Origin of the sequence: Enterococcus mundtii (genome assembly GCF_002813755.1) — a bacterium.
In the GTDB taxonomy this organism is placed as follows: Bacteria; Bacillota; Bacilli; order Lactobacillales; family Enterococcaceae; genus Enterococcus_B; species Enterococcus_B mundtii.
Map to the genome: position 1 here is coordinate 1320261 of NZ_CP018061.1, position 15127 is coordinate 1335387.

Annotated in this window: 14 protein-coding genes and 1 pseudogene; 12 read left to right on the top strand and 3 right to left on the bottom strand. The window is 38.1% G+C overall.

Annotation, left to right across the window (positions count from 1 at the left end):
• Positions 1 to 39 precede the first annotated feature (39 nt).
• Complete coding sequence (locus EM4838_RS06385) at positions 40 to 975, top strand: ETX/MTX2 family pore-forming toxin (protein WP_071867270.1); 936 nt, start codon at positions 40 to 42, stop codon at positions 973 to 975.
• 80 nt (positions 976 to 1055) lie between these two features.
• Here the strand turns inward: EM4838_RS06385 and efbA are convergent, their stop codons facing one another.
• Positions 1056 to 2756 (bottom strand): fibronectin-binding protein EfbA, encoded by a 1701-nt coding sequence (efbA, locus tag EM4838_RS06390; RefSeq protein ID WP_071867271.1) that lies wholly within the window; start codon positions 2754 to 2756, stop codon positions 1056 to 1058.
• Positions 2757 to 2948: 192 nt separating this feature from the next.
• Here efbA and EM4838_RS06395 point away from each other — a divergent pair, with 192 nt between their 5' ends.
• The 8 genes and pseudogenes from EM4838_RS06395 to EM4838_RS06430 all read left to right on the top strand — a co-directional run bounded on the left by EM4838_RS06395 (position 2949) and on the right by EM4838_RS06430 (position 9673).
• Positions 2949 to 3575 carry a hypothetical protein gene (locus tag EM4838_RS06395; RefSeq protein ID WP_071867272.1) on the top strand — a complete coding sequence of 209 codons (627 nt, stop codon included), beginning with the start codon at positions 2949 to 2951 and terminating at the stop codon, positions 3573 to 3575.
• Between the two features lie 423 nt (positions 3576 to 3998).
• A complete protein-coding gene (gene trpX, locus EM4838_RS06400) occupies positions 3999 to 5024 on the top strand; it encodes a tryptophan ABC transporter substrate-binding protein (protein ID WP_071867273.1) in 1026 nt (341 codons plus the stop codon).
• Positions 5021 to 5902, top strand: a complete 882-nt coding sequence (locus EM4838_RS06405) for an ABC transporter permease (protein WP_019722826.1) — start codon at positions 5021 to 5023, stop codon at positions 5900 to 5902. Before trpX ends, EM4838_RS06405 begins: the two co-directional genes overlap by 4 nt.
• A 2-nt stretch (positions 5903 to 5904) precedes the next feature.
• The gene (locus tag EM4838_RS06410) at positions 5905 to 6675 is read left to right on the top strand and encodes an ABC transporter ATP-binding protein (RefSeq protein ID WP_071867274.1); all 771 of its coding nucleotides are present in this window, start codon (positions 5905 to 5907) and stop codon (positions 6673 to 6675) included.
• A 181-nt stretch (positions 6676 to 6856) separates the two neighbouring features.
• Complete coding sequence (gene aroE / locus EM4838_RS06415) at positions 6857 to 7717, top strand: shikimate dehydrogenase (RefSeq protein WP_071867275.1); 861 nt, start codon at positions 6857 to 6859, stop codon at positions 7715 to 7717.
• A 114-nt stretch (positions 7718 to 7831) separates the two neighbouring features.
• Positions 7832 to 8980, top strand: coding sequence for an LCP family protein (locus EM4838_RS06420; protein WP_071867276.1), 1149 nt, complete (start codon positions 7832 to 7834; stop codon positions 8978 to 8980).
• Between the two features lie 161 nt (positions 8981 to 9141).
• Positions 9142 to 9405: a type II toxin-antitoxin system Phd/YefM family antitoxin gene (locus EM4838_RS06425; RefSeq protein WP_071867277.1), complete on the top strand. Its 264-nt coding sequence runs from the start codon at positions 9142 to 9144 to the stop codon at positions 9403 to 9405.
• A pseudogene (locus EM4838_RS06430) lies at positions 9405 to 9673 on the top strand (Txe/YoeB family addiction module toxin). The gene EM4838_RS06425 and the pseudogene EM4838_RS06430 overlap by 1 nt, the downstream one beginning before the upstream one ends.
• A 332-nt stretch (positions 9674 to 10005) precedes the next feature.
• Here the strand turns inward: EM4838_RS06430 and EM4838_RS16810 are convergent.
• Positions 10006 to 10386 carry a hypothetical protein gene (locus EM4838_RS16810; RefSeq protein ID WP_233433770.1) on the bottom strand — a complete coding sequence of 127 codons (381 nt, stop codon included), beginning with the start codon at positions 10384 to 10386 and terminating at the stop codon, positions 10006 to 10008.
• Between the two features lie 411 nt (positions 10387 to 10797).
• Between EM4838_RS16810 and EM4838_RS06440 the strand changes: the two genes are divergently transcribed.
• From EM4838_RS06440 to EM4838_RS06450, 3 genes are all read left to right on the top strand, one after another.
• The gene (locus EM4838_RS06440; RefSeq protein ID WP_071867278.1) at positions 10798 to 11421 is read left to right on the top strand and encodes a hypothetical protein; all 624 of its coding nucleotides are present in this window, start codon (positions 10798 to 10800) and stop codon (positions 11419 to 11421) included.
• A gap of 66 nt (positions 11422 to 11487) precedes the next feature.
• Positions 11488 to 12069: a hypothetical protein gene (locus EM4838_RS06445; RefSeq protein ID WP_071867279.1), complete on the top strand. Its 582-nt coding sequence runs from the start codon at positions 11488 to 11490 to the stop codon at positions 12067 to 12069.
• A 142-nt stretch (positions 12070 to 12211) separates the two neighbouring features.
• Entirely contained in the window at positions 12212 to 12835 is a 624-nt protein-coding gene (locus EM4838_RS06450; RefSeq protein WP_100917251.1) for a hypothetical protein, read from the top strand.
• A 110-nt stretch (positions 12836 to 12945) separates the two neighbouring features.
• Here EM4838_RS06450 and EM4838_RS16815 read toward each other — a convergent pair whose 3' ends face one another.
• On the bottom strand, positions 12946 to 14856 hold the full coding sequence (locus EM4838_RS16815) for an RNase A-like domain-containing protein (RefSeq protein WP_233433771.1): 1911 nt from the start codon (positions 14854 to 14856) through the stop codon (positions 12946 to 12948).
• Positions 14857 to 15127: the final 271 nt, after the last annotated feature.

Sequence of the window (15127 nt, forward strand, 5' to 3'; positions counted from 1 at the left end):
ACCATTGGTTTATCAATAATGATAAAGGGGATCAACAAAATGAAAAAAGTAATAAAATTAATGTTAGGAGTAGTTGGAGCGACGAGTGTAGGACTATTTAAAGGGGAGTCGGTTGCTTGTGCGGATGATTCGCTTCCACAAATCGGAGAAGGGTATTTGAAATCGGTCAATCAAAGCACGATCGATCGCATGAGTACGATGGCCTATGCTTTGTCCTACCAAATGTATCAATGGGGAGATATTGGTGTGAATGAAAGACTCACTGGCAATGAATACAATCCAAAAAATGTGTCCAGTCAATCCTATTCAGTAGGAGTCAATAGTGATATGGGAACGAAACAAACGTCAAAAACTGTGAATACAAGTGTTTTTCATAATCAAACAAATCAAGATCAAACGTTTACCACACCTTCTTATACCGAAACTTATATAGATTCGCTTACGACATCAACCACACATTCTGCAGGTATTTCTACATCAGCGAGTACTGAAATCAGCGTACCAATGTTTGGTTCGGCAAGTATGGGTCTTGAATTAAGTTACAATTTTAGTACAACCACTTCACATACTCGGGAAACACAAAAAGGCTGGACTGTTCCTGGTCAAGCCATCAATGTTCGACCGGGACATACAGTCGAAGTCAATTGGGTATTTTATACGGGTGAAGCAACAGGAACGGTTGATTTACAAGAACGCATCCGAGCAGATATCCCGTATAAAAAAGATTCTGCTGGGCGTATCCATACATACGGACTTGGAACGGTAGTTGGCGACCGTCAAGTGCTGTCAGATAGTTATTGGGATCGCTATATCACAGAAAGTCGTAATAACTGGAAGAAAGTCGATGCAAATGTGGCAGGACAAAAAATTGGTGCTGGTACCTATCGTGTCGATTATGGTTCAGGATTTGTCTTAGAAGCCTTCGATCGAACGACTGGCACAAAAGAAATCATTGCGACAGGCTATCGAATTTAATTTGTCATTCGCATTTTGAACCACAAAAAAACCGATCGTCAGAAGTCATGACTTCTTGACGTCGGTTTTTTTCAGCAAAATCAATCTTTTGTCATTGCTTGGATTTTTTCTTCTTCTGGTGTTACAATAATCGTTTTTTGGTTTTCGTAAATCACATATCCAGGTTTTGCGCCATTCGGTTTGCGGATATGTTTGACTTGCACTAGATCCACAGGCACCTGTGCAGAGTGGCGATATTTTGAGTAATACGCAGCTAGTTCCGCAGCTTCCGTAATGGTTTCATCAGAAGGTTGATCACTCTTGATGATCACATGAGACCCTGGAATGTTTTGCGCGTGCAACCAGTGATCCGTTTTTCTTGCAGTTTTCATGGTTAATTGATCATTTTGCAGATTGTTTTTACCAACTAAAATCTCAGTGCCGTCAGAAGAGAAGTAGCGATCAGGTTGAGAAGGTTTTGCTTTCTTTTGTTTTTTGTTTGTTTTCTTTTTCAAGTAGCCCTCTGCTAATAGCTCTTCTTTGATCACTTCGATATCCATCGGTCCAGCAATCTCCAATTGCGAAAGGACAGATTCAAGGTACTGGATCTCGCTTTTCGCTTCTTCGATTTGTTTCCCGATCAATTTGACCGCATTTTTAAGTTTTTGGTAGCGATGAAAGTACTTTTGCGCATTCTGATTAGGTGTTAAGGCGGGATCAAGAGCAATCCGGATTGGTTGATTCTCTTCATAATAGTTCGCTAAGGTCACTTCAGTCGCACCACGAGGAACTTGAGTCATAAAAGTCGTCAATAGTTCGCCATCACGACGAAATTCTTCCGCATTTTCTGAATCAAGCAAGGTCTGCTCGCGCTTTTTCAATTTATTGCGATTACGTTTCAGTTCATTTTCGATTTTACGGATCAGTTCGCCGCCTTGTTGCTTCGCTCGATCTTTTTCCGCTTTTTCTTGGTAAAACGCATCTAATAACGCGCTTAAAGTTGCGTATTCTTGCACTGAATCGGCTTGTTTCGCCAATTCTTGATAAGCAATCGGCGTAAAGTATTCTTTTGTGCCCACTTCATAGTGTGTGGGTGTAGGTTGATCGATTGCAGTAAAGAATTCTTCCCAGACAGCCATTTTTTCATTCGGTCGCTGATTGATCCGTTCGACTAATTCTAACGCAGTGTCGTGGCCTAATCCTTGAAAGGCTTGTTGTAGTGCTTTGGCATTTGGCTCGATTTTTGATAGACGTTCAAATACTTGTTCTTTTGTTGCTTCAAAAGGATCAAGTACCGCTTGTTCAGGTGGTGCGACATATTCGACACCAGGGAGTAACGAACGATACGTGTTTTGTGAGCTGCCGATATGTTTGATGGCGTCTAAAATCTTTTGTGTTTGTTGGTTCACTAAAACGATGGTACTGTGTCGTCCCATCAATTCAACGATCAAAACAATATTTTGTAAGTCACCTAGTTCATCCCGTTTTGAAAAATGGAAGTGGATGACTCGGTCATTTTTGATTTGCTTGATATTTTCTAAAATCGCACCATCTAAATGTTTGCGCAACATCATCACGAAGTTCGGCGGATTTTCTGGATTTTGATAATCGATCTCTGTGATCTGGACACGGGCATAGCTTGGATGAGCAGATAACAACAATCGGTGGTTCTTTCCACGAGAACGAATCACCAAAATGATTTCATTTTCATACGGTTGGTGGATCTTTGAGACCCGACCAGATAATAGTGTTTCGCGCAATTCATGGATCATTGCATGGGTAAATACACCATCAAAGGACATGATTCATTCCTCATTTCTATTCATAAGTACACTTATTATAACGAAAAAAGAAAGGAAAGACCAATGGACCGGATGATTTCTTCTGTAAAAGAGAGAACAACGAAAGAATTTACATGAAAAACTAGTGTTTTATTTCGTTCTTTCGCTTGATTTTAGGTATAATTAGAGAAAGGACAGGTGGGGGAAAAGAAGATGCAGCGATTGATGGTAGAAATAAAGGAAAAAATCATAATGAGCTACACGAATTTATCAGAGGATTTTGAACAACATCCTCAAAAATACTTCAGACGGATCGGTCTTCTTCTGAGCTGTTCATTTTTGTTGACGGCTGCAATGTTTTTTTTGCCAAGTAAAATTAAAGAAGCACAGGTGGATTCATTGATTTATTCCTCGATCCATTCCGAAAAGTTACAGCCTTTGCCATTTTCTTCCGCGCATCAAGAGATTACTGATAGTCGAGCCATCTCAGTCATGTTTAGTCTGCCAAAGGGTGAGCTTTACAAACAAGTGATGGATATATTTGAAGATCCGCAACAAAGTAGTGAGTTGAATCGAAAGATTTTCTTCTATCCACTCATTTATGATACCCCAGAATTAGAACAACGGTATGGGATCGAAAAAGATAAAATCACTATTATTTTCTTTGATGGCGGAAAAGAGAGAAATCGCTTAGTCCTTTCTGACCAAAATAAAGAAGAACTTGAGAAAACCTTGGTTCCTGCATTGAATCGATTGCCATTGATCAACATCAAACAACTTGAAAAAGAATTAGCAAACGGCGAACAAGCGGAAGAAACAACAGAGAGTACCTTGGAGTAAGTGTAGCGGAATACTTAGTGATAAATAACAAAAAGTCAAAAAAATAAAAAATTAGTTGACGGATAAATAAAATTCGATTAGACTTAGGATAACACTTAAAGGAAAGGATGGTCCAAGATGAACTTATCAATTCAAATTTTATCAGAACATAAAAATAATTGGCGTAACTGGCGTAGATAAGTTGTATCAAGGGCGAACTTTTTCGTAGATACAACTTTTTAGAGTACAACAATGTACGATTCTAAAGTTTGTATCTATGCTGGACAAGAATTTGATGACCGCATAGATGGCTCTATGCGGTTTTTTGTTGGTAAAAGACAATGACCGTACCAGCGGTGATTGTCTTTTTTTGTTCATTCGCTCGAAGTTACACACGTAGCCGATTTATTTAAAAAAAATACATAACAAAAAGGGGAAATAAAAATGAAAAATAAACGATTGATCGCAGTAATCGCACTGATACTTATCTATTTGACCGGTACATTTATCTACGAAACGATCAAGGATCAGCCACCTGTTGAAGGAAATCGAACAGATGATAAGAAAGTTGTTGGGGTCTTACAGTTCGTTAGTCACCCTGCGTTAGATGAAATCTATCGGGGGATTAAAGATGGATTAAAAGAGTCAGGTTTGGAAGAAGGACGAAACCTAGAAATCAATTTCCAAAATGGTCAAGCCGACCAAAGTAAGTTAGCTACTATGAGTCAACAATTGGTTCAAAATAATCCAGACGTTCTCGTAGGTATTGCGACACCAGCAGCACAAGCCATCGCAAACACTACAAAGGATATCCCACTTGTCTTGGGCGCAGTAACTGATCCTGTAGGGGCAGGACTAGTACAAAGTTTAGAAGCACCAGGAGGCAACATCACAGGAGTGTCGGATCAACCACCTGTGGAAGCGCAGATCCAATTAGCGACAGAACTATTACCAAAAGCAAAAACGGTCGGGATTCTTTATGCATCATCAGAAGACAATTCACGTTATCAAGTCAGCCAAGCAGAAGAAGCGGCAAAAGCCAAAGGACTAACACCAGTGAAGTATGCCGTCCCTTCAACGAATGAAATTGCGCAAACCGTCCAAGTAATGAGCCAATCAGTTGATTTTATCTATGTTCCTTTAGATAACACGATTGCTAACGCGATGCAAACGGTCATCAAAGAAGCAAATAAAGCAGATATCCCAGTAATTCCTTCTGTCGATACGATGGTCGAACAAGGTGGGTTAGCGACAATTGGAATCAATCAATACGAATTAGGTGTACAAACAGGTAAAATGGCAGCCGCTTTAGCAAATGGGAAAGAACCAGCCACAACCCCTGTCTATGTCTTTGATAAAGGCGATATCATCGTCAATGAAAAACAAGCAGAACTATTAGGAATCACGATTCCTGAATCCATCAAACAAGATGCAAAAGTATTGACAGAGATCAAGGAGGAAGAACAATGATCGTATCCGCAATTTCACAAGGTATGTTATGGGCCATATTAGGTTTAGGGATTTTTATGACTTACCGCATTTTAGATTTCCCTGATATGACAACAGAAGGTTCATTCCCTCTTGGTGGGGCTGTCTGTGTAACAGCAATCACGCATGGCGTTAGTCCATTATTGGCAACGATTCTAGGTGTTTTGGCCGGAATGGCAGCTGGCCTTGTCACAGGCTTACTTTATACAAAAGGAAAGATTCCAGTCATCTTAGCCGGTATCTTAGTAATGTCAGGTTTAAACTCAGTCATCTTGTTCGTGATGCGCACACCCAACCTTTCATTGTTGAATCATCCAGTCTTACAAGATGTGTTCCACGCACTACATTTACCGAATTATTTTGACACTGTCTTATTAGGATTATTATCGCTGGGCTTATTGATCAGCGTGTTGATCTTTTTCTTCAATACAGATCTAGGGCAAGGCTATATTGCCACTGGAGATAATGAGACAATGGCACGTTCATTAGGAATCAAAACCGACCGTATGAAAATCTTAGGTTTGACTTTATCTAACGGAGTGATTGCTTTATCAGGCGCATTGATCGCTCAAAACGATGGCTATGCGGATGTCAACAAAGGAATCGGCGTGATCGTGATCGGACTAGCTTCGATCATCATCGGGGAAGTCATTTTCCAGGAGTTGACACTGATCGAGCGTTTATTAGCAATCGTTGTCGGAAGCATCATCTATCAATTATTGATTTTAGCTGTTATCAAATTAGGTTTTGATACAACTTATCTGAAATTATTCTCAGCGATCATCTTAGCGGCTTGCCTGATGATCCCACAAGTAAAACAAGCATTGAAATTAAAAACTGGCTTTGAAAAGGAGGTCTAACGATGACAGCTATCTTAACGATCAAAAATGGTAGAAAAGTAGTCAACAATGGGATGCACGAAGAAAAAGTATTATTGGATGATATCCAATTGACCATCAATGAAGGAGATTTTATCACTGTTCTTGGCGGTAATGGGGCGGGCAAAAGTACTTTGTTCAATACGATTGCCGGAACATTGCAATTAAGTCAAGGCGGGGTTTATTTTAAAGACCAGCCAATCACTAAGTTGTCAGAAGAAGCACGAGCTTTATTTCTATCACGCGTATTCCAAGACCCAAAAATGGGGACTGCACCACGAATGACGGTGGCAGAAAATCTATTGTTAGCCCAAAAACGTGGTGAGAAACGGATGCTTCGTTTGCGTCAATTGAAAACCCAAAAAGAAGCGTTCTATAAAATATGCCAAGAAGTAGGCAATGGATTAGAGCAACATTTGGATACACCTGCTGGCGAATTGTCAGGGGGGCAACGACAAGCGTTAAGTTTATTGATGGCAACGATCAAAGCGCCAGAATTACTTTTATTAGATGAGCATACCGCAGCACTAGATCCTAAGACAGCCAAGCTGCTGATGGAATTGACCAACCAACGCATCACAGAGCAAAAGTTAACATGCTTGATGATCACGCACCGTATGGAAGATGCTTTGAACTATGGGAATCGCTTGATCGTCTTACAAAAAGGCCGGATCGTCAAAGACTTAGCGAAAGAAGAAAAACAAGCATTATCCATGAACGATCTCTTACACTTCTTCGAGGAAGTCATCGATTAGTCATTCGAGAACGCTATCTCCGTTTGACAAGTTTGTTTCCTTCAATTTATACTTGTGATAGCAGGTATAATAACAATCAAAATCAATACGATTCATATTAGAAAAATGATTGATGCCGCTTGTTCCTTCGTAGGTTCTACGAATGGACGCGGCATTTTTAGCGTATTATAGGAGGCGTTACATGATTTCAGGAAAAACAAGATTAGCAGGGATTTTTGCATCTCCCGTTACCCATAGTTTATCTCCATTGATGCATAATACAGCCTTTCAAGCGCGTTCGATCGATGCTGTTTACTTGGCATTCACAGTCGATCAGACGAATCTTATGCAGGCGGTTGAAAGCATTCGTACATTCAACATGTTGGGTGTCAATCTTTCCATGCCTAACAAAACAGCAGTTATTCCTTATTTAGATGAATTAAGTCAAGAAGCGCAGTTGATAGGCGCTGTGAATACCATCGTTCATCGAGACAACCGCTTGATCGGCTATAATACGGATGGAATGGGCTTCATGCGTTCAGTACACGAAGCGGGTGTCTCAATCAAAAACAAAAAAATAATCATGCTAGGTGCAGGTGGCGCAGCGAAAGCAATCGTTGTTCAAGCGGCATTAGATCAAGCAAAAGCAATCGTCATCTATAAAAGGAAGAATGCTACTTTTGCGAGTGTCGTTGCGGATTTTGAGAGAGTAGCGGAACAAACCAATTGTCCTATCATCGTCAAAGATTATGCAGATACTGAACAGTTGAAAAAAGATCTAGAAGATGCGGACCTTTTGATCAATGGTACCGATATGGGCATGGGCGCAAAAAAAGCGTTGATGCCAATTGATCCTCAATTTCTCCATAAGAAAATCGCAGTTTTTGATTTGATTTATTCCCCTAAAGAAACACGCTTTCTAAAAGAAGCCAAAGCAATCGGCTGTCTCACACGAAATGGGCTAGGGATGCTGATGTACCAAGGAGCAATTGCCTTTGAGCTTTGGACAGACGAGACCATGCCGATTGAGGAAATCCAACCTTTACTCGTTTCAAAGGAATGAAACGCGTGATATCAAAGGATTCGTTAGCTTTTAGTTAAATTTACAACGATCTTACTGTTTTTCATTAAGAAGTATCGTATGATTTTACTGAGTTGAACAAAGGGAGGAAATCAAATGAGTCGGATGGATCGCTATCAGAACATCCATAAAAAAGCAAAACCAATCAAAGAAAAGTCATCGCCGCTATCTTGGCGACGCGCAAGTAAGGAACAAGCGGAGCCTGAAGAGGAAGCAATCCCTTCTTACGAACAAACTTATGAAGAACGTCCAAGTGATTCTCGATACTCAACGCCTTACGAAGAACACGTTCATTCAGAACAACCACCCCAGAAAAAAGGACTCTTTAAAAAGAAACAGCCCAAAGGTCCACGTAAAAAGCGGTCTTGGTGGAAAATCATTTTAGGTATTTTACTAGTCTTGTTTGTCTTTTCACTGATTTCATTTTTCGTCGGCAAGTTCGTGGCTGAAAATGATCAGTCACTGGAACCAGCGACTTCAGAAACATTCAATGGCACCCAATCAACAAGCGGCGCACACAACATTTTGATTTTAGGCAGTGATACAAGGGGTGAAGATGCGGGACGAGCAGATACGATCATGGTTCTGCAATTAGATGGACCAGCTCGTAAACCCAAATTGATCTCATTCATGCGGGATAGCTTCGTGACGATCCCTGGCGTCGGAGACAATAAAATCAATGCAGCTTATGCTTATGGTGGCGCTGAATTAGTTCGACAGACCTTGTTAGAGAACTTTGGCTTGAACTGTCAATACTATATGAAAGTCGATTTCAAATCATTTGAAAAAGTGATCGATGCCATGTTCATGAACGGCGTGTCGCTCGATGCTGAAAAAGACTTGAATCTAGACGGTGTTGATATCGCTAAAGGCAAACAACGTATGGACGGTCATGTGCTGTTGCAATATGCGCGTTTCCGTATGGATGAAGAAGGCGACTTCGGTCGTGTCCGCAGACAGCAACAAGTAATGGATGCGATTTTTGGACAACTAAAAAATCCATTGAACTTGATCCGCGCGCCATATGCTGCCGGAAAAGCAATCGGTTATACATCCACCGATGTACCGATGACTTTTTTAGTCAGAAACAGTTTCTCTATCTTACGTGGTGCTGGCGGAATCGACCGGTTAAGCGTCCCAGCTGATAATACTTGGAGCTATGGTCAAAGTGATTATGCGGGTAGTATCCTCGTATTAGATAAACAAATGAACCGTGAAAAGATTGAACAATTTTTGAGTGAATGATCGTTGATGTTTTTTTAAAAGGCTTTTCTAGAAGTATTTAGTTCTAGAAGAGTCTTTTTGTGATGTGAATTTATTTTGCTTGCTATAAGAATAGTTTTATAATTGATTTACTTAATTGAGTACGTCAAAATATAGGTAATAAATGCAAAAAGGAGAAAAAAATGTCTAATACTACTTTAAATCCGAGTACTGCACGAAAAAAATTTTATCAATTGTTAAAAGAAGTGAATGAAAATCATACAGAAATCGAGATTATTAGTGAGCGTAATGAGAATAACGCGGTCTTGATTGGTTTAGAAGATTGGCGAGCAATCAAAGAAACGCTATTTTTGGAACAAATTGGTACACTTGACATCGTAAAGAAAAGAGAACAAGACGATACGAGATTTATAAATGTAGACGATATTGATTGGGATGACCTTTGATGGGGAGTTATAAGGTAGTGGTTAAAAACTCAGCTGAAACAGATTTTAAAAAAGCTAAAGAGCTCTAATTTAAAAAAATCAATTTCTTGCTATTATCGAAACGTTAAAAACTGATCCTTATTGCCCTAAACAAGCATTTGAAAAGCTAAAGCCAACTCATGAAGGAAGGTATTCAAGAAGATTGAATCGCCAACATGGAGTGGTGTATAAAATAAATGAGAAAGAAAAAATTGTTGAGATATACTCTGCATGGACTCACTATGAATAATCGATCAAACTATACAATAATATGCCACTGAAAGTCATCATATGACATTCAGTGGCATATATAAATAAATGAAGAAAAAGCATTTTTTCAAATTCGGGTTCATCACTAAGGATTCAAAAATACACTGATTACTGTAAATCGTTTTTTTTTTCATCGTAAATACTCCATAAATAGGCACCGTAACAATCACGCGCACGATTAAAGCGATTGGAGAAGGATGCATCCCACTCGTAGATTTTTAAATGCTCTCTTTCAGGAAAGAATCGTTGATTAAGCACTAAAAATTGTTCTTTACTCACATTAGTTGTTTGAGTTTCATGGAAAAAGGTTTTTTAAAAGATTCCTCTATTTTTAAATAGACTATCGGGTTTGACTTCTTCTGCTTTCATCATTTCTTTATTGACGTAATTTGGGTTTGTTTTCCAACCTAAGTAATTAGGGTCTCGCTTGATATAGATAAGTGGGTTAGCTTTTATTGAACAGAAATACTCGTTGAATTGTTCTATACTTGCAGGGTTCCCAGTTTTTCCTCTGAGGTCTGATGCCCAGCGGTTACATTGCACGATTCGATTTAGAAATTCTAGATATTCTAGTACGGCTTGTTGGTGACTATGAATTCCTTGATCATTATTTTCAATAAAGAAGGCATAATTAACATAAATTGGAATATTTTCTCCACTCCTATCCCGGCATGCTAGTGTTTCTTTTTCCAATAGCTCCAGTTTATCCTCCTCGCAAAAATCCACTTATTATTCAGATTGAATTTTTTTACAATTTTACATTTTTTATGAGCTTATTTTTTTACTTTTATTTCTTAAAAAATAAATCTTTGTTTCGCAGATATGACTTGATAAAAAAACAAGATAAATCAATTGAGGAAACTTGTCGATTTCTTTATCATGCGATAATATAAACTTATTAAGATGGTTATTCTACTCAAATATATATAAAATAACTATTTAAAAACAATTTTTGGGTTTTCTGTTTAATTTTTTAGAGGTTCGGAGGATGATTATGAAATTTAAGTATACGTTTGGTGATCCAAAGATAAATAGGTCTTTTTGTAAAGTATAGGAATTATACTTATTGAGTACATACAACATTATTTAGAGGAGAAAAAAGCCATGGAATTATTGGTAAAAGAAACATTAGCATTAGAAGAAAAAAGGGATATACTTTTTCCGTATTACGTTGGTTATACGTTCTTTAAGGAAAATAATTACCAAGGAAAGAGCACCCATAAAGAGGCAATCATAGCCTACCTAAATTATTTAAGTCGTTTAGCAAAAACAAATCTTTGGTCATCAAAAAAACGCAAAGAAACTGGAAAAACTGTTACCCGTGAAATGTATGTAGCGAAATTTCGTGAACTAAATTCTGATTCAATTACTTACACAGAAATTGATCCTACTACGTTAAACTTAGATGGCTACCCCATTGAAGTCAACGAAGAGATGATGGAAGGTACAGAACTGACTGCGGAAGAATTGTTTATGGATGGTGGGGTATATGAGGAAGCTTTTTTTAATGAATTTCATGGTACAAAGTTATCTAAGAAAGAATTTAATCTGGTAAATGAACGTTTCTTTCCTTTAAAAGATAAATTGATCATCTATTCATGGAATTCAGAGTTTACAAATTATTTCAATTATGCGCGTGTGGGCTGGGGCGCCTATCTTTGGAGTGTTTATGATCCTAGAACCCAAATCTTTACGATCATCGAAATTTATTTAGCGGAACAGGGGTAAAATGATAACAAACCTATATTTAGGTTAAACAATTGAATCATTAATCATGTGAATGAGGAGGACAGAATGAAGTTATTAAAAGAAGATACGTATCAATTTAAACAAAAACTCTATTTAAGAAAATTTCCAATCAATGGACTTTTACTCGATTATGTATTTTTTGAAGAAACAGGTTATCGTGGATACTCCAGTCATCGTAAAGCCGCTCTTGAATTTATCAAAGTAATGAATGAAAAAAGAAATATTCCAGGTCTTCTATATACAGATTTGCATTATTTCGATCACTTACCCATAGTATGTAGCCCAATTAAGTTGAGTTATGCCGTAAATCCAGAGTTAATGTATGGAAAACAGATGAAGACAGATGTTTTCTTTTCTGTTGAAAAAACAGCTTCTGGAAGCTATTTAAATTGGTATGCACAAACATTTCTTTTTCCACCATATTCATATAGTGGGAACGAAGAAGATTTTATTTCCTTGAATAAATTATTATTCCCTAAGAAAAGTGCGTTGATCATTTATGCTTGGAATAACAATTGGTCGAATTACTTTTCTCCTGGGAGAGAATGGATGGATGCCTTTCTTTGGACGATTTACGATACTGCATCGAATAAACTGACTGTCATAGGATCTTCTATGACAGATTGAGTTTAATTAAGATTTTTAAATTTTTATCCTACTTAGTAGGCAAATCCAGTCACAATCATTGTTGATTAACATTTTCAAGAAAAACAATAACTATGACGAAATAGGTATCATGTAATACATAAAACTTCGAGGAGGAAAAGACATGGAATTATTGGTAAAAGAAACATTAGAATTAAGAAAAAAAAGGGATATACTTTTTCCGTATTACGTTGGTTATACGTTCTTTAAGGAAAATAATTACCAAGGAAAGAGCACCCATAAAGAGGCAATCATAGCCTACCTAAATTATTTAAGTCGTTTAGCAAAAACAAATCTTTGGTCATCAAAAAAACGCAAAGAAACTGGAAAAACTGTTACCCGTGAAATGTATGTAGCGAAATTTCGTGAACTGAATTCTGATTCAATTACATACACAGAAATTGATCCTACTACGTTAAATTTAGATGGCTACCCCATTGAAGTCAACGAAGAGATGATGGAAGGCACTGAACTTACTGCGGAAGATTTTTTTATGGAAGGCGGGGTATATGAGGAAGCTTTTTTTAATGAATTTCATGGTACAAAGTTATCTAAGAAAGACTTTAATCTGGTAAATCAACGGTTCTTTCCTTCAAAAGACAAATTAATCATCTATTCATGGAATACAGAGTTTACAAATTATTTCAATTATGCGCGTGTGGGCTGGGGCGCCTATCTTTGGAGTGTTTATGATTATAGAACCCAAATCTTTACGATCATCAGTATTTATTTAGCAGAACCGGCGTAATATAAGGTATCATGAGATAATATAGGTTCATATTTACAGATTATTGAATTAAAAATTTTAAATAATTGGCGTTAATCTACAGAAAATGACTATGCAGATTAGTATTTTTTTTAAATAGAACCCGCTAATAGCGGGTTCATTTCTATCATTTTTTTTAGATCTGGATAGGCAGTGAGAATATAATACTTTCTTTTTTTTCGTATCACATTACGAGTACGCTGGATTACTACGCAAGAGTAGGTAATATTGCTAACAGGTAAATAATCATTTTTTCCTTCAACTATTCTCCAAAGTCCCCAGCCATTCGGGACTATTCCAGAAATATAGGCATGAGACTGATAGATAACACGATTATTTGATGTTTTTAAACGACATTCTCCTAAAGGAAGCTTGATTTTTCCGTCTAAGTAATTTTGATTCGCAGTAAAAATAGCGATATTAATATATACCAACGCTTGAATGGGATCATTAAAAGTCGATGTATAGTTTAAATCATGCGATATATCTAAACGTCCTTTTAATTCTCCATGATTTTTCCCTATATGACTAGCAATCGTATGCCCCTTCCCTCCATCTGCAAAATGTTCATCGTAATATAAATCAACAGGAGTGTACCACTCAATTTCTTCATCTTCAACATCAACATCTGCTAATTCCTTAATCTTTTGATAAATTTTCTCTAAACTTTCAGAGAGCCAACTAGCTCCCATTGCGCCTAGGATTAAAATTTCTTTTGTCTTATCATCTATAATATTTCCAGTCTCTTCATCCAACACCCCACGTTTTCCATCAATAGTGATCGAATCATCATTTGGTAGTGCCTCATCACTATAAGAAAACTCAATCGCTCCAACTAAATGCGCTGGAACGGCTTCTTGCGTTTGTGCATAGATAAAGTTCCCAGCGTGATCCAATACAACTGCGGCACCATATAATGTAGCGATCATTCCTGAGGGGTCAAAGTCTAATCCATTGTTGTTTGGAGCTAAGGCTTCGCTTAAACTTTGGCTGATTTGGCTGGTTCGTTCATCATATGCGACAGCCATTTCTTGGGCAGTTTCAATAGCTAAGGTTTTAGAAGGTTCATTGACGACCCCAAATTCAAATGGTGTGGTTGCTTGGACGTAGTCGAGCAATTGTTCTTTTGTTGTGATCTCTGTTAAGAGCGTGGAGATACTCGTATCAAGCTTGACTTGATAGTTAAAAGGTTCTGGGAAATCATAGCCGTAGTAAGAAGAACCGGTGATGTTCAAGATGGCATCATCTGCACCTCGAACGGATTCGCCATACTGGATGCTTTCTAAAACGAAGAACTCATTCTGGGAGAGAGAATCGGCTAGTGCCGTGTTACGTCCGACCACCGCTGCTTGCTCTCGTAGTGTCCAAGGGATGGTGTAGTTGATGTAGCGACGATAAAGTTCAACACGGTCACTGACGCTGAAAGTAAAGATTCCGTGGTCGCTCTCGCCAGTTAAGTACTCACGCATCAACGCATTGCTTGTTACATCTTTTGCGTAGCGGTTTTGTAAGGCTGCGGAGAAATTGTAGGTATTTGTTGTCGAATCGATTCCAGACATTGCAAAAGCGTTCAGTTCATTTTGAGTGGAGGCACTGCTACCGATCGATTCAAATAAGCCACTGTTTGTTTTCGCTAAATCAGCTGTTGCGACGCCTAAAGAGGCACCGAGCTGATAAAAGCCGACCCCTAGACCAATTCCTAGCAGAGCGGGGACAAGAACAGCGGAGGCGGCGGTCGACAGTAAGCCAGCGCTAAGTGTACTACCTGATAAACCAGATGCATAAGCAGACATGCTGATTCCATTAAAAACGTTTAAGGCAACTGCTGCATTTTGTGGTTCTGCGGACGAAGGGATCGGTGAGGTGGTATCGATCGGAACGATGGCTTCGTCAGGTTGGGTGATTTCGCTAGCGATCGCTTCTTGGGCGTGGACATCAAGTGGCAAAGTGGCAAAAGGTGCGAGCAACAGACCAACAAGTAATAGGCGATAAAATTTTTTCATTTACTCCTTTTTATCAAATGGCTTGAGTGACTACCAACAGTTCAACTACCAAAAACCTCCTTATTTGTGTCGTAGATTGCTTAATTATATTTTCCAAAATATAACAACAAACTTCAAGTTTATTTAAAATTATAATTATAAAAAAACTCATTTTTTATATAGTTATTTTCTTTGCAAATACTAATTATATGTTAAGTCTTGCTGTTCTTTTATCAATGTTTATATTCTTATTTAAAAATAACAGGATGATAATAATAAAAAGATAAATGTT